This window comes from Winkia sp. C0117E2, assembly GCF_056590455.1.
Map to the genome: position 1 here is coordinate 166210 of NZ_JBWPWD010000001.1, position 18648 is coordinate 184857.

The window sequence follows — 18648 nt, forward strand, 5'->3', positions numbered from 1 at the left end:
CCGTCTTCAAAACACGGTAAGGGACAGGTCTATTTCTTGGCTATTTTCTGCAACGCGCCGCTTAGCACCCGCTTGGATGCAAGGGCGTGTTTTAGGGCTAGGTATACCGGCTTGTTGACCGGTACATCCCATGCCCAAGGCAGTTCGGTGCGGTGGTGTGCCCACCGCTTCTTGTACTGGCCCACTCCATATAGTTCGGGGCAGCGCGAGGAGTCTGTTCCCATAAGATCGAAAGTCTTTACGCCTTCAGCTGCGAGCGTCTGACAGGTTCGCAGGTCCAGTAGGTCTGCCCCCAGCACGTCGTGAGCTTCAGGCAACGATGCACCGTAGTAGGCCCACGAGTGTTTCCCGTTGACCACTACCAGATCCCAGCACACGGGTTTGTCGTCGATAAAGACAGCGAACAGACGCGCATGTTCGGGGCCAAGAATCGACAGCATATCCGTGTATACCTTCATCGGATGAGGACGGAAGCCGTCCCGCTGCGCCGTGATCTGCATAATCTTGTAGTACTTGGCGAACTCTTGCTCGCTAAGGCCGGTCACCTCGCGGAATTGCACGTCGTCTCGGCCCTCAATCCGCTTATTTACCCGGCGAATTGCGCGCCGGCCTTCCGTGGGAAGTGCGTCCACGATTCCCTGTGCAGTCCCCGAGGACAGATCGACAAGGACGGTCTTGTCATAGGGCAAATACTGCAACACGCGGTGGGTGTCCTCAGCCTCGTAGGTGGCGTGCAGACGCACGAAGATAACCTTCTTGTCCCGTTTCTTCACCTCAACCAAAAGGAGTTCGCGCAGCTCTGCCTCATCAGCTGGGGAGGGAGATTTAAACCATACCGGGCCATTTTTGGCCCATAAATATTTGAAGCCGCGCACCGAGTACTCGGTAAGCACAATGACGGCTTTCGTTTTTTTGCCAGATTTTAATGCAAATCGGCCCCATACTTTGCGCCCCAACTTTTGGTTGTAGGTTCCCCACACTTCAGTTTGTTCTATGGGGTACCGATCAATTCCCGAGGCGAGTTGTTTCAGTTCGGAATCCGAAATTTGAACGAGCTCCACAAAATACCTTCCGCTGTGATCTTGTCTTGTTAAGCCTAGCTGCCGTGTCAGTACGAGGTATCCGTGGCTTTGGGATAGTACTTGGCAAATTTCCGGTACTGATTTAGTCGTTGCCCGTGCAGCAACAAGCTACGGGACAATGAAGGTTCTGCCTTTGACAACGTGGGATCTACAATCTTCCGTTCCCAAAGTAGCCGCCACAACCTGGCACGCACCTTCTTGTCCGATACATAGTGCAACAGCAGCGGGAAGGGAACTAACGAGTAAAGAACTTCGTTCTTCAGAGTGCGTGGCTTTAACTGTTTGCCTTCTACCAAGTCATAGACCATCGGCTCCAATGCATTCAGTCCGCCTGCGGCCATGTAGTAGGAATTCCTGCCGATCCGGGGATTGATCTCGAAGAATAGGGAGCGTCCGTCGCGTGGATCAATTTTCACGTCGAAGTTAGCAAAGCCGCGATAGCCAGTGTGCTTCAGGAATTTCTTGGCATCCTCCCATAGCTTCGGGAACTGCTCTGTGATCATGGCGACGGGATTGCCAATCATGGTTGGCAGGTGATCTTCCAGCAGTACTCTGGCCGACCCCAACAGCGTTACTTCTCCGTGGGAGTCTACATATGCAGTGATGGACCGCATCTGGGTGTTGTCACCGGGAATTAGCTCTTGCACTACGAACGTAGAGCGATAGCCGGCGCTGGCGAGTTTTTTCCACAGATCATCCAGTTCTGCCTGGGAGTCAACGAAGTAGATCTTCTTCTTGCCAACAAAAGATACCTCGTCGTAATCTGCGCCCACAGCTGTCTTGGCCACTACCGGGAACCGCAGTTTGGTAGGGGGAACAGTGAAAGAATCCGCCGCTGCACCAGAAAAATCAACAACCTCGGTTTCAGGGGTATCGATGCCCAGCTCGTCACAGATTCCTGCAAAAGCGACCTTGTCGGAGACTTTGTCGATGACGTCTACGTCAGGGAACGGGATAACCCACCGCTCCCCCAGCTCTGCGCGAGACTTTGAGATGAGGCGCGCGTGCCCATCGGTGTTGGCCATGATCACCAACTTGCCAGCTGGCACTGAAGCTTCTACCTCTTTTAGGGCCGCAATCACGTCCTTAGCACGCCCCGATTTCAGAGGGCGAACCTCGCAGTAAGCAGATTTGCTGATGGCACCGATGGCCCCTCCAGTCAAACAGATGGAAGTCTTGGCAAAAGCTTCATAGAACTGACGCGCTAGCGCATAAATGCCAATGTCTCCGCCAATTAGCACAGGGGTGAAGTCAACCATTTCTTCCTCAACTCGTCGGATTCTTTCGCCTTACCACCTTACAAGCAAACCATCGCCCCGGCAGATTGCCCCGCCGAAGCTATTTTCTTCAGTTTTCTTGCTGATATAAGCTAAAAGGCATGGTTTGGGGACTGGCGCTTGCGATTGTGCTTTTGCTGATAGGCCTTCCCTTTGCCTATCTTCGAGGGCGAAAGAATGCCAGCAAAGGCGAGGCAAGCCAGTCGGCGCCGCTGGCACAGGTGAGTACTTTCGCAGTTCTAACCCACGAAATTCGCACGCCTCTTTCGCTAATCAGTGGCGCCGCGGAACTCCTGCGCAATGAGTACGCTGGGACGCTGTCTGACCAGCAGGCAGACCTGGTACGCACCATTAGCGACAACGCGAGCAGATCGATTGGCCTAGCCGAGTCGTTTCTAACACTGGAGAAGGTACGGGCAGAGAATTTTTCGCCCGTGTTTGAACAGGTGGATTTGCGCGAACTTATCCGAACTAGCGCCCGCGAGCTGCGGGCAATAAATGACAATCCGGTTCTTCTGACAGACACCCCTGAGCCCATGTGGTTGCAGGCTGATAAGGCACTTCTTAGGGCAGTAATTTGGAATTTGCTGAACAACGCCCTGCGACACGCTTCGGGAACTAATCCTATTGAGGTGTCTTCACACGCTCATGCCAACATGGCTTATATAGAGGTGACAGATTTTGGCAACGGCATTGACGGAGCTGGACGAAAGAATCTTTTTGTCCCATTTGCGGGCCCGATGAAATCGCATGGCACGTACGGTTTGGGACTGGCTATCGTGGCCCAAATAGCGAAGGTGCACCACGGGAGGGTTAGGGTTGATTCCACCCCGGGTGGCGGCACGCTTTTCCAAGTTGAACTGCCTAGGAGGCAGAAGTGAAACCTCTAGCTTTAGTGGTTGATGACGAGGTGCAGATGACCGCTATAGTCTCATTCGCACTGCAAACCGAGGGTATCGAATCCATTGTCGCCCACTCGGGGACCGCTGCCTGGAAGCTCTTTACAGAACGCGACTTCGACCTGGTGGTACTCGACTTGATGCTGCCGGACATCACCGGTACTACTCTTGCCAAGCGGATCCGAACCACCTCCACGGTCCCGCTTATTATGCTCACTGCCCTCTCCGAGGTGGACCAGCGAATAGAAGGTTTTGAGGCCGGAGCTGACGACTACTTGCCCAAGCCCTTCTCTCCTAGAGAGTTGGCGCTTCGAGCCCGCGCTCTACTAAAACGTATGGGCCCATCGAGCGAGAGGATAGATCGAATTGAACGGGATAAATTCGTATTGTTTCCAGGACGGGGGCAGGCATTCTACGCGAACTCAAATCTTGGTCTGACCGAGACGGAGTTTGCTATGCTCACTGCGTTGATAGAGGCTGACGGCGCCACCTTATCGGTGCGCGAGCTGCTAAACCTGGTATGGGAGACGACCTCTGTTCAAGGAGGGCGGAACATGGTGAAGACTACGATTTACAGGCTTCGCAAGAAACTCGCTACAGCCGGCGCGCCACCAGAATCCATCAAGGCCATTCGCGGAAGGGGCTATTCCTTCCACCCGAAGTAACAGCCCTGTTACCAACTGTTACCAGGGGACGGTACTTTGTGCCTATGCCTGTATCAGGCTTGTAGTAGAAGAAACAAACCTACTATTTGCACAAAGGAGTGCCGTAAATGGCAACATCTCTCCCCCACTGGTTGCAGGCTCCTGCCAGCGCGCCACGGCTTAGCGATGACGAGGTCGCCCGCAAGTACCCGCGGCTTCGCCTCCAGGTCTTTATAGGCATCTTCATCGGATACGCGGGCTTCTACCTGATCAGGAACAATATCTCTTCGATCGCGCCGCTCCTAATGGACGAAACCGGGATCGACAAGATAGGAGTAGGCATAATCGCGAATGCGGTACTTCTTGCTTACGGCCTCTCTAAATTCTTTTCGGCGATGCTTTCCGATCGCTCTAATGCACGCTATTTCTTGGTAATTGGGCTGGCTCTCTCGGCAATCACCAACCTACTTATTGCATTCATTCCGTGGCTGACCGCTTCTGTAGGCATCTTCGCAACCGTCATGTTCTTCAATGGCTGGTTCCAAGGAATGGGATGGCCTCCCTGCGGGCGTGTCCTGGTTCACTGGTTCTCGACTAATGAGCGCGGCTGGAAAACCTCCATCTGGAATACCGCGCACAACGTTGGCGGTGCAGGACTACCCATCGCAGTGGGCGCAGCCCTGTCTTGGACTGCGAATGACTGGCGTTCGGCTTTCTGGTTCCCAGCAGCGATAGCGCTCGTAGTTGCCGCCATTGGCTTCCTACTTATCCGCGACACTCCAGAATCGTTGGGGCTCTCCCCGATCGAGGAATACCGCAACGATCCCGCCAAAGTCGAGGTCGATGATTCTGAAGGCATGTCTGCTAAAGAGATGATTTTCAAGCACATTCTGACCAATCACACGATCGTCATGTTGGCCGTAGCAAACGTCTTCGTATACGCACTGCGTTATGGCGTGTTGAATTGGATCACCGTTTATCTGCATGAGAAGCATGGAGCGGAGATCGGCTCTGGGCTATTCGGCATCGGCGCCTATGAGATAGCAGGCATCCTCGGCACTCTAGTCTGTGGTTGGATGTCGGACAAGGTCTTCAAGGGTTACCGCTCTGGCGCCGGCATATTCTTTACCGTCGCGACCGCAATCGCCATCTTGGGCTACTGGCTTGCCCCTATCGGCACCCCTATGCCCATTCTGATTGGTTTGGTCGCTCTGATCGGCGGTCTTATCTACGGTCCAGTTATGCTGATCGGCCTGCAGGCAATTGACCTGTCGCCAAAGAATGTCGCTGGTACCGCAGCCGGATTCACCGGACTATTCGGTTATCTGCTAGGAGCAACCCTTGCCTCCACCGGCGTTGGCCTAATCGTGCATAACTTCGGCTGGAACGTGACCTTCGGCGTTTTCGTAGTATTTGCGGTCTTGACCGTTGTCATCTTTGCCATCGTTGGTCGTGACGAGAAGGCCATCATGGCAGGACGCGCGGAAAAGCTCGCCTCCCAGAAGTAAGTGGAATAGTCTAGGTGGGCGCCGCCCACCTAGACTATTCTTATGCGAAAGCAATTAGGACTCTTGCTGGCAGTCGCACTTGTGGCTGCCAGTATTTGTTCATGCAGCACAACGCCGCAACTGCGGCTGCTCTGTTCAAACGACGAACAGGTTTGTGCCGCCTGGGCCAGGGCATATTCCGAAAGCAGAAATATTTCGGTTCATTTCCTAAGACTGCCCACCTCTATGGCATTGTCCAGGCTGCAGTCCCGGAAAACTGATCCGGAATTCGACTTGTGGGTTGGCGGCCCTTCAGAAAACTACGAGCTCGCAGCTGCTAAAGGCCTACTGCAAGAAAGCATGCCAGCCTCGGCAAAACAGGTAAGTAGACACTTTCAATCACCCCAGCACAAATGGTTTGGGGTTTACGGATCGCTCCTTGCCGTTTGCACTGCACCTGATTCTAGGCTCGCCCTCTCCTCTTGGGCAGACCTAGCAAACCCAAAATATACAGGAAGAATTTCTGCTTCTTCTCCACTTAGCTCCGGTACTGCCTACTCTCTAATTCAAGTTGCCGAAAAAAGTCAGAAGAATCCGAAGAGGACGCTTGAGGGCATCTACAACAACGTAGGCAGATTCACCAATTCGGGGACCGCTCCCGCCTCTGTCGTGTCCAGTGGACAGGCAGATATCGCCATCTCGTTCGTCCCCTATTGCGTGGCAAATGGTCTCTCAGTGCACTACCCCAAGGACGGAACCACTTTCGAGATAGGCGCTGCCGGGGTCTTGAAAGGAGCCCCCCACCCAAAGCAAGCAGAGGACTTTTTGGACTGGCTGCTGGCAAAGCCCGGCCAGCAGATACTTCAGCGGGGCAAAGTGACTCAGTCACCGACCAACCGCACTTTTGCTAATTCCCTCGATAAGGAATTAGCAGACAAGCCCGTACATGTGTTCCCAATCCACGTAGCCGAGGCGGCGAAAGGGCGCAAGAACTGGTTGAAGTGGTTCCGGGCAAAGGGATGGCAGCGATGAAAAAGACGGCAGCAGCACTTGAGTGGGCCCTTCTTTGGGCCACTTTCGCCCTCCTGGTGCTTCTGCCCGGTTGGGCGCTAGTACAGGCAGCAGGGCAGCCGGCAGATCTCAGCGCGATTATCCTTCCACTAGCGAGCTCGGTTGCCTTCGCTTTCCTATGCTCGATAGTTGCTCTGCTATTGGGCACTCTAGCCGCAGCTGCCGTCCGCTTTCTTCCCGCTAAACTCTGGCCATTGACAGACTTGCTAGCAGCAAGCGGCGTGGCATTTCCCCCATTTATTCACGCCGAGGCATACCAGTGGTTAGGTGATATCTTCTTCAGTCGCTCCCAACTGTGGCACTCCAACGTAGTAATTATGATTGCTGGCGCCTGCTACGTGAGTGCCTATCTGCCGCTCACCTATTTTGCGATGCGTATATCACTGGCCAAAGTTTCTCCTTCCGTTGTGGACAATTTGCGCGCCGTGGGCATCTCAGACTTAGCGATCTGTTATCACTGCGCCGCAAAACCGGCATTAGCCTGTTTACCTCCCGCGGCGCTACTCACGTTTGTGCTAACTATCTCTGATCCCCTGGTTCCCGCCCTCTTACCCCTACCCATTCCAAACGCCGCCTACTCAATTTGGCTAGCCGTAGGATCGGGAGTTTCGCTGCATCAAGCGGCCCTGCTCGCACTCATCCTGGCCGCTTTATCGATCTGTCTAGCTATTGGAGTAGGACTGTTCTACTACGCCAAGGGATTGGTTTTCCTTAGGCAGGCGCTTCTTTCTGAATCACTTCCTGCCCGCCCTATCACCCTAATACACTCTAAAACTGCCAAGATATTTACAGCCCTCGCCCTCGTCATTTTGGTAGGCAACTCCCTTGCAAGCTTCATCATCGGCGGCGGCGCCAGCCCAGCAGGTGGCCTAGATGTTCGCGCGATCGCCACTACGGTAGTGCTTGCTGGAGTAGGCCTAGCCGTGGCGGGATTCATCGCACTCCTTGCATTCTTTCTAGGCAGGCGGCGTAGGTCTGTGAGAGTCTTAGATTTCCTTTTCCTTATCTTATTAGGTACCCCGGGAGCCACGCTGGGCACAGCGCTATCCCTCGCATACATGTCCTCTACTCCTCTGTTCAGTGCAGTGGCTGGTACCGACTCCGACTGGTTTGTGACCGTGATGGCCTATGTAACCTCGCTAAGCCCGTTCCTCTACTTCGCTATTCGCGCATTCGCAGCATCAATAGACCGCACCAGCATTGATCTGTTACGGGTAATGGGATATTCGCGCACTAGAGCGTTCACGATTTCTTACTTGCCACAACTACGAACCCTCGCATTCTTAGCAGTAGTGATCTCCTTAGCGATGGCCGCCACCGCCTCCGCACCCCTCATGTGGGTTACTTCCCCCGACGTGCCTCTGGTGGTGCCCCTATTATTTCGGCTACTTGACCATGGTCGGGTGGCAGACGCCTTCATCCTTACCTTTGCGATGGCGATACTGTTATTCCTGCTGGCTGCTGCGCTTTACCCGGTGCTACGCTACCGCTCTGTTAGGAGGTTACCGTGAGGCAAGGCTTACAAGTGGACCACCTAAGCGTAACCAGTGGTGATAAGACCCTGGTTGCCGACCTCTGTTTTGACGTCTCCCCTTCTGAAATGGTCGTATTGGTCGGCCCCTCCGGCGCTGGCAAATCAAGCCTTCTGAGAGCTCTGTGCGGCCTCGCAAAGGCCGCAGCGGGAACAATCTACGTCAACGGCACCGACGTGACCTCGCTCAGCCCCCAAAAGAGGCAGATGGGTCTACTCCTGTCGGACCCGGGTTTACTTCCGCACCTAACAGTTGCTGAAAATATTGCCTTGCCAGCTCCAAAAGCAACAGAGCGCGTTGAAACTAGCCTTGCCACCCTTGGCCTAACTAGCCTGCGCGAGCGGCATCCAGACTCTCTTTCAGCGGGTGAGAAACAGAAAGTAGCATTGGCGCGGCTCCTGGTGGCTCGACCGCAAATCTTGCTTTTTGATGAACCACTCGCCCACATGGACACCGTCTCCGCAGCCAGGATGCGCACAGAAATCCTCCGGGTACATCGACACCTGGGGGCTGCAAGCATTTTCGTTACCCACTCAGCTGTAGAGGCGATGCAAATGGGCGATCGCATCATCTACTTAGAGGGCGGAAGTATTCTGCAAGATGATTTGCCAGAGGAAGTATTTGAAAGCCCGAACACCCTGGAAATTGCCAAGCACCTGGGGGCTAAAGTGCTCCTGTACGCCACCGTGCACATGTGCCCAAGTGGCGGAGACTTACTAGCGTCTACAGCCGTACTAGGCCAACGCGTGCAGGTACCTGCCCACCCTGCGCTCACAGATGGCAGAGCTGTCCTAGTAGGACATCCGAATTGCATCACCCTTACCCCCGCTAGGGCGCAACGAGTTCACATAAAGGAAGAAGTCGGCCAGATTATCTCTACTTCTTACCTTGGCGGCGCTTATCTTTGCGAAGTGGAAACCGAGCAGGGGCGCATCTCGGTTGAAGTTCCCGCAGACGGGCCGGTTCCAGCCCCCGCCGATGCAGTCAGGATGAAGATAAATGCGGACCTGATGTGGGCATTACCGGTAGCCAACCATAGAGATTAAACAAAAAAACCGGCCGAAGCCGGATAGTGGGCGATACTGGGATCGAACCAGTGACCTCTTCCGTGTCGAGGAAGCGCGCTACCGCTGCGCCAATCGCCCGAGGTGGGTACCGGATTCGAACCGGTGTTTACGGCTTTGCAGGCCGCTGCCTATCCTCTCGGCCAACCCACCGGAGAAGGATCCCTATTCGGTCTCCTAGAGCGGATGACGGGACTCGAACCCGCGACCCTCACCTTGGCAAGGTGATGCTCTACCAACTGAGCCACATCCGCAATGTGTCGTGCCGCTTGGCACGCATGAAAGTTTACGCAATTTTTGGCTCAGGTGCAAAAATCTGAGTGTGGCATTGCTCATGCTCGCACCCAAACCCCATTTCACCTGCCCTTTACCGGCCGTTTTCAAGCGATTCATCCCCGACGCCAAGGAAGAGGCCTTAGATGGGCAGCTCACAACATAAGCACAAGGGATGCCAAGAAGAAAGTAGAGCGCTTTTGCAGACTTACGGGAGGGCGTAAAAAAACCCGGCCTACGCCGGGTTTGGTGGTGGGCGATACTGGGATCGAACCAGTGACCTCTTCCGTGTCGAGGAAGCGCGCTACCGCTGCGCCAATCGCCCGAGCGGATGACGGGACTCGAACCCGCGACCCTCACCTTGGCAAGGTGATGCTCTACCAACTGAGCCACATCCGCGTGCCATCCTGAGAACCTTTCGGCTCAACAGGTGCGAGAAGAACATTAGCATGGGACGGCGCTGAAAATAAAATCAGATTGGACGTGAGTCCGAACACGTTTGCCAATTTTTCCTGTAATTACAACGGAAAACTCCACTAAGAGCCCACTCCTTTCAAATATCGGCCGCAGCGATTTTGATGCCCAGCATTTTTTTGCTAAAGTTTCTCTTCGCCGGGCCATTGGCGCAGTGGTAGCGCGCTTCCTTCACACGGAAGAGGTCACTGGTTCGAACCCAGTATGGCCCACAATGAACCTCCCTTAGACGGGAGGTTTTCTTGTTTAACTTCCTCTTCCCCACTTCTTGGCTGCAATTGGCCGCTGCAAGAGAGTCCCAAGTTGGCGCATTTTCGCTCTTCGGAGGCCAGAATGACCAAAACGTGAGAACCTAAAGGTATGAATATTAGGCCAGGAGTTCCGTACCCATTAGGCGCAACGTATGACGGCACAGGGACAAACTTTGCCCTTTTCTCGTCCGTTGCCGAATCCGTTGAGCTTTGCTTGATAGACGACAATCTCGCTGAAGAACGCATAAAACTTACAGAGTGCGACAACAATGTGTGGCATTGCTACATTCCCGGGATTATCCCCGGACAGCGCTACGGCTACCGAGTCAGCGGGCCCTTTGATCCAGCTGCCGGACATCGCTGCGACCGAGCAAAGCTCCTCCTTGACCCCTATGCCAGGGCAATTGAAGGCGAAGTTCAAAATTCTAATTCTGTCTACTCCTACAACTTCGACAATCCTGACGAACGCAACACGGAAGATTCTCTTGGTTCTACTATGTTGTCGCTCGTTTCCAGCCCATTCTTTGACTGGGCCCATGATCGTCCTCCGGGACATGACTACCATGAGCTCGTAATTTATGAGGCCCACGTGCGCGGCCTGACCATGCTGAATCCAGACATCCCAGAGGATATTCGCGGCACCTATTCAGCTATCGCCCACCCATCTACAGTGGAGCATCTAAAAGAACTAGGCGTCAACGCCCTCGAGCTGATGCCGATCCACCAGTTCGTAAACGATTCCAGCCTGAAAGAGCGTGGCCTTTCAAACTACTGGGGCTATAACACTATTGGTTTCTTTGCCCCACATAACGCCTACTCCTCCGACCCGCGCAGTTCTGTGCAGGAATTCAAGCAGATGGTGAAGGCTCTGCATGACGCAGATATTGAGGTGATCTTGGATGTCGTCTATAACCACACGGCCGAGGGCAACCATATGGGGCCAACGTTATCTTTCAGAGGCATTGATAATGCTTCCTACTACCGGCTGGTAGATGAAGACAAAGCCCACTACTTCGACACTACCGGAACAGGCAACTCGCTGCTAATGCGCTCGCCTGCAGTACTGCAGCTCATCATGGATTCGCTCCGATACTGGGTTACTGAAATGCACGTAGACGGATTCCGTTTCGATCTGGCTTCCACCCTGGCCCGCCAATTCCACGAAGTAGATAAGCTCTCTGCTTTCTTTGAACTAATCCACCAAGATCCAATTATCTCTAGGGTAAAGCTTATTGCCGAGCCTTGGGACGTAGGCGAGGGCGGCTACATGGTGGGCCAGTTCCCAGTCCTTTGGAGTGAGTGGAACGGGTCTTACCGCGACACGGTGCGTGATTTCTGGCGCGGCCAATTCTCCACCCTGGCAAAATTCGGTTCCAGATTGGCAGGTTCTTCTGATCTGTACCAAGACGATGGCCGCAAACCTATGTCTTCGATCAACTTTGTCACTGCTCACGACGGATTTACCCTGAACGACCTGGTTTCCTATAACGAAAAGCACAATGAGGCCAACGGCGAGGATAACCGGGATGGCTCTGACAACAACCTGTCGTGGAATTGCGGAGTCGAGGGTGAGACAGACGATCCCGAGGTACTGAATCTGCGGATGCGCCAACGGAAGAACTTCATCGCCACCATGATGGTTTCTCAGGGCGTTCCCATGATCTCGCACGGAGATGAGGTTGCTCGCACCCAAGGCGGCAACAACAACGTGTACTGTCAGGACAATGAGATCTCCTGGATGAGCTGGGAAGAGACGGATACGTCCTCGGAAATGTTCGATTTTACGAAGAGGGCGATTAGGATGCGGCGGGAACACCCGGTATTTCGCAGGCGCCGTTTCTTCGCTGGCAACCCGCAACAAGGTGGAGAATCTGAGCGTGGCGAGATCGAGTGGATGAACCCAGATTCTTCCCACATGACTGCCGAATCTTGGGACGCAGCCTACGCTCGCACATTGATGTTCTATTTGAATGGGTTGGCCATTGGCGAACCTGACGATATGGGCAATCGTATTGTTGACTCAGATTTTCTGGTGCTTATGAATGCAGCCCCCGAGGACATCGAATTTACGCTGCCGCCGCAAGAGTACGGCAAGTCGTGGACTGTGTGCCTCGACACCGACGAACAGCATGTCGATACCGACTTCTCTGCCGGTGACAAGATCTGTCTTCGCAACAGGTCAGTGCTGGTCATGGAACATACCCGTGAGGAGGGCGAGGACGCCCCTACCGTGAGCGTAGAAAAGGTCCTTCCTCCGGTACACAACGAATAGGAGTTGCCATGTCTCACCCCCACTTACCCAAGCCGGGGAAACGCCTTCCCATTAGCACCTACCGACTGCAGCTGAATGAGAATTTCACCTGCAGAGATGCTATTGGAGTGTTGGATTACCTGGTGGCGTTGGGGGTTACTGACATCTACCTGTCCCCTATTTTGCAGGCAGCTCCTGGTTCTAAACACGGTTATGACGTGGTTGATCACCGCCACGTCTCCCGGCAGATAGGCGGGCGCAAGGCATTTGAGGAACTAGCCAGCGCCGCCCACGAGGCAGGCCTTGGGGTGATCGTCGACGTGGTACCAAATCATATGGCAGTCCCAACCCCGGTATGGCACTCGCGGGCCATGTGGTCGGTACTAAAACGTGGCCTCGAATCCGAGTATGCGAATTGGTTCGATGTTGAGGTAAACGAGCCAATTTTGATGCCGATTTTGGGTGCTCGTATCGGCCAGGTGTTGGCTGCTGGAGAGCTGGAGCTTGTCAAGATGCGTGTGCCCACCGAGCCGGATCGTGGTCAGCAGTGGGTATTGCGCTACTTCGATCATGTTTTTCCTGTTGCCGAAGGTACCGAGTCTTTGCCTCTGGAAGTGCTGGTAGAACGGCAGCATTACCGCCTAGCGCATTGGAAGGTCGCCTCGGAAGAATTGAATTATCGCAGATTCTTCGATGTGGGGTCACTAGCCGGGATAAGGGTTGAGCTGCCCGAGGTGTTCAATGCGACGCACGCGCTCCTTTTGGAACTGTTCAATGCCGGGTTTATTGACGCCTTCCGGGTCGATCATCCCGATGGGCTAGCTGATCCGCGGGGATACTTTCGGGCCTTGTCTGAAGCAACGGGAGGGGCTTGGATAGTGGCTGAAAAGATTTTGGAAGCGAACGAGCAGATGCCCTCAGATTGGCCCGTAAGCGGCACCACTGGGTACGACACGGCCTGGCGACTTAACGCTCTAAATGTGAACCAGTCGGCTGCTCTTTCCCTGGGGGCAGTCATGGCGCAGGTAAGTGGCGATTCGCCCTCTTCTTACAGGCAGATCGTACGCGAGGCAAAAGCGCAGATTATCGACACTTCGCTTGCGGCGGAGGTGCGCCGACTCGGGAACGTCATCTGGAATATTTGCTTGGAAGATTTCCGATTGCGCGATCACACCTTCAGAGGGCTTATTACCTGTCTGCGAACGTTGATCATTCAAATGGATCGATATCGTGCCTATGTCGTGCCCTCTGAAAGTGCCCCTGCCCTGTCTAGGGCTGTTGTCCAGGAGGCGGCTGCGAGGGCGAAGAAGGAACTTCCCGAAGACCTCTCGGACACGATGGATGTCATTGTGGCACTGGTCCTAGGAGACGAGATTGGTTCTGCCGGTAATTATGAATCGGCAGCGCAGAAGGCGGAGGTGCTAGTTCGATTCCAGCAGGTGTGTGGTGCGGTGATGGCGAAGGGGGTAGAGGACACCGCTTTTTATCGCTGGACCCATCTACTTTCGCTTACGGAGGTGGGGTCTGATCCTTCCCAGTTTGGCATCAGTGTCGACGAGATGCACCGGCACGCTGCTTACATAGCTGCGCAGTGGCCGGCAACGATGACCTGTGGCAGTACCCATGACACAAAACGGGGCGAGGACGTGCGCGCTCGGCTGAATACCATTGCGTCTTTTCCCGACAAATGGTCAAACCTGGTTGCAGATCTTCGCGAAGCATCTAATTCCTACAGGCCACGAGATCTTGACGGGCGGATCGAATACATACTGTGGCAGACTTTAGTGGGGACATGGTCAGATGCAGGGCCTATTAGCTTCGATAGGCTGGAAGGCTACCTGTTGAAGGCCGCGCGGGAGCAGAAGACGTGGACGAGCTGGATAGATACCGCTGCCTCCCGCGAAAAGCGCATGACCGAGTTTGCCCGCAATGTGCTGAAGGATCCCGCTGTTAGGGAGCTGGTTTTATGCTGGCGGGAAGAAACCGCCGAGTGCACAAAGGCAGCAATTTTGTCTACTAAGACACTTCAGCTGACCATGCCCGGTGTAGCAGATATATATCAGGGCACCGAGATGGTGGGGACAAGCCTGGTTGATCCAGACAATCGGCGGCCGGTTGACTTTGACGCACGTAAGAAGTCCTTAGAACGATTGCTCTCTGGCTGGGCTCCGGAAAATATTGACGAGGAGAAGCTGGACCTGGTTCGACGCATCCTGGCACTGCGAGCCAAGCTGCCCAATGTTTTTGTTTCCGCTGAGTCAGACTATGCGGCCTTGCCAGTTTCTACCTCTCATGCCCTGGCTTTCTCACGCGGGGTGGGCACTCCTCAGGTGGTAGTTATTGCAGCTAGAACCTTCGCTAACAAGGATAATTGGCACTCACACACCGTTGGGATTCCCGAGGGAGAATGGGCATCGATCTTCCATGACCAGAAGGTGTGCGGCGGCGTCCGTCCTCTTTCGGAGGTATTAGGAAATTCCACGGTCGAGATCTTGGTTCGGACTGAGCTGACATGAATCTTCGACAGATCGGCTGCGGACGAGTCCCCGTGTGGGCACCGGCGGCGAGCAAAGTCGAGCTGGTGACTGAACGGGGGCGTACCGAGATGTGTCGGCGCCAGTCGGGGTGGTGGGTGGCTCCTACCCCACTGCCAGATGGCACCGACTACGCCTTCTCCTTAGATTCGGGCCCTTGCCTGCCGGACCCGCGTGCTAGCCTGCTACCTACCTCAGTACACGGCCCTTCCCGCACGTGGTGCGCTCCGGCCTCGCCTGGCCCCTTGCCAAAGGTGCAGGTGTTGGGAGGGGTAATGTACGAACTTCACGTGGGAACCTTTACTCCCGAAGGTACACTTGCAGCTGCTGCCAAAAAGCTTCCTTATTTGAAAGAACTGGGGGTAACCTGCGTGGAACTGATGCCCCTAAGTGCTTTCGATGGCAATGTTGGGTGGGGCTATGACGGGATTAATCCTTTCAGCGTGCACGCCCCTTACGGAGGCCCTGACGGTCTTATTGATTTTATTCGGGCAGCGCATGAGTTGCAGCTCGGCGTCTGCATTGATCTAGTTTTGAACCACCTGGGCCCTGTGGGAAATTATTTGGGCCAATTCGGACCGTATTTCACTTCTAGGCATAGCACGCCGTGGGGCGATGGCCTGAATGTCGACCAGCAAGGTCTACCCGAACCGCGTGAATACCTATTGCATGCTGCATTAAGACTCTTCGCGATCTTTGGAGTAGATGCGTTGCGTCTGGATGCCGTACATGCCATAAAAGATGATTCTCCGGTTCATCTTCTGCAGGAGCTGTCGCAGCTGGTGAATAACCTTGAACAGACTTTAGGGCGGGAACTAACTCTGATTGCCGAGTCAGACCTAAATGACATTTCGATGATCACGCCAGTAACCGAAGGCGGCATGGGAATGGACGGCCAATGGGATGACGACATTCATCACGCGTTACATGTTGCTTTTACTGGGGAATCACAGGGCTACTATAAGGATTTTTCTGACCCCGATGCGCTGCGGAAGGTGTACGAGCAGGTGTTCTACCACGACGGCACGTATTCTTCTTTCCGAAAAAGAAACTGGGGTCGCCCGGCCGGCAATGTTGCCCGATGGCGTCTGGTAGCCTGCGATCAAAACCACGATCAGGTTGGAAACCGGGGTATGGGAGATCGCCCGAATCTTACCGCGGCCGAGGCGGCTGCTGAGGCGGCAATGTTGCTGCTAAGTCCATTCACTCCGTTAATTTTTATGGGCGAAGAATGGCATACAAAGGTCCCCTTCACTTTCTTCACGTCCTTCACTGATGAGGACGTTGCCCGTGACGTAAGTGCTGGTAGGGCCAGGGAATTTGCGAGTATGGGGTGGGCAGATGGGGTACCTGATCCCCAGGATCTTGCTACCCACCAGAAGGCAATTTTAGATTGGCCTGCGGCTCGATCTGCTGCCGGCGCACGAATGGTCAAGTTCTACCGAAAGCTCATTAGTCTGCGGCAACTTTACCACCTTGCCAGTACAGAGGTACCTACCCGGCTACACCGCGAGGGCGGACAAATTACTTTGGATCGAGGCCGGGTCCAGGTACACGTGAACCTGGACCAAACCGAGATAGGCTTTGCGCTACCGAAATTTTGTAAATCACTACTTTGGAATGCTTCTGTCCAAGGCAATGCAGTTACCCTAGCGCCGAAATCTGTGGCAGTTATTTACCAGCCCTGAGTCTTGCCTACCTGCTTGTAGCTCTTTACCGATTTTAAAAGTATTATTGGCAGGACAAAGGAGGCAAGGACGCTCCGAGATACCTACACCAGCGAGCAACTAGTTGAACTAGCCCGCACGCAGCAACCGCAAATTATGGCTCACCCAGCGTGTAGCGATTCGTTGAAAGAATGGATTAAAAGCAGAGATTCCTACGCCCGCAACAAGTCGAGGACTAACGTGCTATTCGGCCTCGTAGCAGGCGTAGGAACCATTTTCTTTGCGCTTATGGTTGCGGCAATGGCGTTTTATGCAAGGTATTCATACCCCATGCAGATACGGCCCCCGTCCTCGGTATATTCTACCAGGCCTACCTGCTGGTAGCCGGCTTTTTCAAAGACTGCGCGCATACGTTTGTTCTCTTCAGAGGTATCACCGCGCTTGTTCCCATTGGGGGATATCTCAGCTGCATATTTCAGAAGCTTCGAGGCAATTCCAAGCCCTTGGGAATCCTTTGAGATCGCTAGCCTGTGCACCACCAGGGTACCTTCGCGGGGAGTTTTCCAGTGGAGCTCTTCGTTGTCGTAAGCCGGTTCTGGTTCGGGGTCAAGACAGACCGTACCAACCACTTTCCCGTCAGCCGTTGCCACATAGGAAATACCGCGTTCGATGTCTTGCATCATGGTGTGTTCGTTGGGGTAGTCGCCTTCCCATTGATCTACCCCTTGGGCGCGTAGGGCTTCCTTACCAAAATCTATGATCTGCATTATGACTGGCAGATCGTCCATGGTGGAGTGACGAATTTCAATATCCATGGATGTTATCCCTTCGGAAATATTTGTCTACGAACTGACTCTACACGATTGGGAGGGTCTAACCTACTGGCCGATTAGGAAGTGATACTTTTCTAACATGGCGTTTACCTGGTAGTTTGCTTTAAGCTACGGCACAATTTTACGGCAGTTCTACCGCTCTCACCGCCTCCCCGATTGTCCGATTATTCAGTCTTATTCCATTCCTTTAAAGGGAAGATTCGGCTCGGTATCTATCTGCAGCAACTGATCTAAATGCTCAAAGTATGCCTTCTTATCCACCTTCTCTATGACGTGCGCGTTAGCTGGGCGGGCAAACTTGTCCCATGCCATTGCTGAGTATCCCCGAGTGAGTTCCGAAGAGGTTTCAACATCTACTCTATAAGTATTTTCATCCAAGATTAGCTCGGGATGAAGCAAACAGGACAAGGTCACCGAATCGGGGTGAGTGGAACCATCAACCCCCACTGACTCATTGAAGTCAAGGGTGGTATCACATACCTTCTTGAAGAATTTTGCTAGGACCGTTCCCTTGTCTGTCATCTGCAAGTATTCACTACGCGTAATCGTGGCATCTTCGAGCGTCACGGGGTCCCAGGTCAGAACGTGAATGTCTGCGAAGCCAGACGTGAATACCATCTGCGCAGCCTCTGGGTCCACATAAAAGTTGAATTCTGCCGAGGAGGTGGTGTTGCCCCGTCCGTTGTTAGAACCACCCATGATGTAAAGGCTCTTGACGTTCTTCACGAAGTTGCGATCTTTTGCTATGGCAGTCGCGATATTCGTCAGCGGTCCAATTGCCACCACACTAACTTTTCCAGGTTCTTCCGCCGTGATTCGGATGAGGGCGTCCACCGCGTGTTCGTCCTCGAGACGTGTCTTTGTAAAATCGATGCTCAGGCCGCCGGCACCGTCACCGTGTACTTCTTCAGCAGATACCCATGGCCGAAGCAAGGGTTGCGAGCACCCTACATGTATTGGGACGCGCCCGAGTGCCCCAGCGGCGTTTAGCGTCATATGAGCATTTCGTATCTGGCGCTCAAATCCGACGTTGCCCGCCACCATAGTTATTGCCCGCATATCAGCGCGTTCATCCAAGAGCCCTACCAAGATTGCTACACAATCGTCCTGGGCTGTGTCGGTGTCAAGAATAAACGGTACTTTTTCCATGTTTCCTCCCCCAGCCAACTATAACGGCACGTTTTGCATGTTTCCTGACGGTAAGGCAGGTACCTCTAGTGATCTCTATCCGCGACTACAAAGCTGGTAGGAGTTTTGCGATGGGAATTGTCTATTTTTCAGGCAGATTTTTTATTTTCACCCCTGTAGG

Annotated in this window: 13 protein-coding genes and 6 tRNA genes; 10 read left to right on the top strand and 9 right to left on the bottom strand. The window is 53.9% G+C overall.

Annotated elements, in window-relative coordinates; genetic code table 11:
* Positions 1-29: 29 nt before the first annotated feature.
* Complete coding sequence (locus AC1EKG_RS00745) at positions 30-1061, bottom strand: lipid II:glycine glycyltransferase FemX (RefSeq protein ID WP_004805128.1); 1032 nt, start codon at positions 1059-1061, stop codon at positions 30-32.
* A 47-nt stretch (positions 1062-1108) separates the two neighbouring features.
* Positions 1109-2341, bottom strand: a complete 1233-nt coding sequence (locus tag AC1EKG_RS00750; RefSeq protein ID WP_004805127.1) for a carboxylate--amine ligase — start codon at positions 2339-2341, stop codon at positions 1109-1111.
* Between the two features lie 119 nt (positions 2342-2460).
* Between AC1EKG_RS00750 and AC1EKG_RS00755 the strand changes: the two genes are divergently transcribed.
* The 6 genes from AC1EKG_RS00755 (at position 2461) to AC1EKG_RS00780 (ending at position 9038) form a co-directional block, all read left to right on the top strand.
* A complete protein-coding gene (locus tag AC1EKG_RS00755; RefSeq protein ID WP_004805125.1) occupies positions 2461-3240 on the top strand; it encodes a sensor histidine kinase in 780 nt (259 codons plus the stop codon).
* Entirely contained in the window at positions 3237-3923 is a 687-nt protein-coding gene (locus AC1EKG_RS00760; protein ID WP_004805123.1) for a response regulator transcription factor, read from the top strand. Before AC1EKG_RS00755 ends, AC1EKG_RS00760 begins: the two co-directional genes overlap by 4 nt.
* A 107-nt stretch (positions 3924-4030) precedes the next feature.
* Positions 4031-5410 carry an MFS transporter gene (locus AC1EKG_RS00765; protein WP_004805121.1) on the top strand — a complete coding sequence of 460 codons (1380 nt, stop codon included), beginning with the start codon at positions 4031-4033 and terminating at the stop codon, positions 5408-5410.
* Between the two features lie 42 nt (positions 5411-5452).
* Complete coding sequence (locus tag AC1EKG_RS00770; protein ID WP_081499143.1) at positions 5453-6421, top strand: extracellular solute-binding protein; 969 nt, start codon at positions 5453-5455, stop codon at positions 6419-6421.
* A complete protein-coding gene (locus AC1EKG_RS00775) occupies positions 6409-7971 on the top strand; it encodes an ABC transporter permease family protein (RefSeq protein ID WP_141740507.1) in 1563 nt (520 codons plus the stop codon). The genes AC1EKG_RS00770 and AC1EKG_RS00775 overlap by 13 nt, the downstream gene beginning before the upstream one ends.
* Positions 7972-7985: 14 nt before the next feature.
* The gene (locus tag AC1EKG_RS00780) at positions 7986-9038 is read left to right on the top strand and encodes an ABC transporter ATP-binding protein (RefSeq protein ID WP_141740508.1); all 1053 of its coding nucleotides are present in this window, start codon (positions 7986-7988) and stop codon (positions 9036-9038) included.
* A 27-nt stretch (positions 9039-9065) separates the two neighbouring features.
* Here the strand turns inward: AC1EKG_RS00780 and AC1EKG_RS00785 are convergent.
* The 5 genes from AC1EKG_RS00785 to AC1EKG_RS00805 all read right to left on the bottom strand — a co-directional run bounded on the left by AC1EKG_RS00785 (position 9066) and on the right by AC1EKG_RS00805 (position 9728).
* Positions 9066-9137: transfer RNA gene (locus AC1EKG_RS00785), tRNA-Val, on the bottom strand.
* Between the two features lies 1 nt (position 9138).
* Positions 9139-9209 (bottom strand) — tRNA-Cys (locus tag AC1EKG_RS00790).
* Positions 9210-9237: 28 nt separating this feature from the next.
* Positions 9238-9310 (bottom strand) — tRNA-Gly (locus AC1EKG_RS00795).
* 269 nt (positions 9311-9579) lie between these two features.
* A tRNA-Val gene (locus AC1EKG_RS00800) sits at positions 9580-9654 on the bottom strand.
* 1 nt (position 9655) lies between these two features.
* Positions 9656-9728 (bottom strand) — tRNA-Gly (locus AC1EKG_RS00805).
* Between the two features lie 215 nt (positions 9729-9943).
* On the opposite strand from AC1EKG_RS00805, the gene AC1EKG_RS00810 reads away from it, so the two are divergent.
* From AC1EKG_RS00810 to treZ, 4 genes are all read left to right on the top strand, one after another.
* Positions 9944-10015: transfer RNA gene (locus AC1EKG_RS00810), tRNA-Val, on the top strand.
* Positions 10016-10163: 148 nt separating this feature from the next.
* Entirely contained in the window at positions 10164-12326 is a 2163-nt protein-coding gene (glgX, locus tag AC1EKG_RS00815) for a glycogen debranching protein GlgX (protein WP_004805113.1), read from the top strand.
* Positions 12327-12334: 8 nt separating this feature from the next.
* Complete coding sequence (treY, locus tag AC1EKG_RS00820; protein WP_053086206.1) at positions 12335-14821, top strand: malto-oligosyltrehalose synthase; 2487 nt, start codon at positions 12335-12337, stop codon at positions 14819-14821.
* Positions 14818-16527: a malto-oligosyltrehalose trehalohydrolase gene (gene treZ / locus AC1EKG_RS00825; RefSeq protein WP_004805108.1), complete on the top strand. Its 1710-nt coding sequence runs from the start codon at positions 14818-14820 to the stop codon at positions 16525-16527. Before treY ends, treZ begins: the two co-directional genes overlap by 4 nt.
* A gap of 287 nt (positions 16528-16814) precedes the next feature.
* Here treZ and AC1EKG_RS00830 read toward each other — a convergent pair whose 3' ends face one another.
* A complete protein-coding gene (locus AC1EKG_RS00830; RefSeq protein WP_004805105.1) occupies positions 16815-17321 on the bottom strand; it encodes a GNAT family N-acetyltransferase in 507 nt (168 codons plus the stop codon).
* Between the two features lie 192 nt (positions 17322-17513).
* Positions 17514-18488 carry a nucleoside hydrolase gene (locus AC1EKG_RS00835; RefSeq protein WP_004805102.1) on the bottom strand — a complete coding sequence of 325 codons (975 nt, stop codon included), beginning with the start codon at positions 18486-18488 and terminating at the stop codon, positions 17514-17516.
* Positions 18489-18648 lie beyond the last annotated feature (160 nt).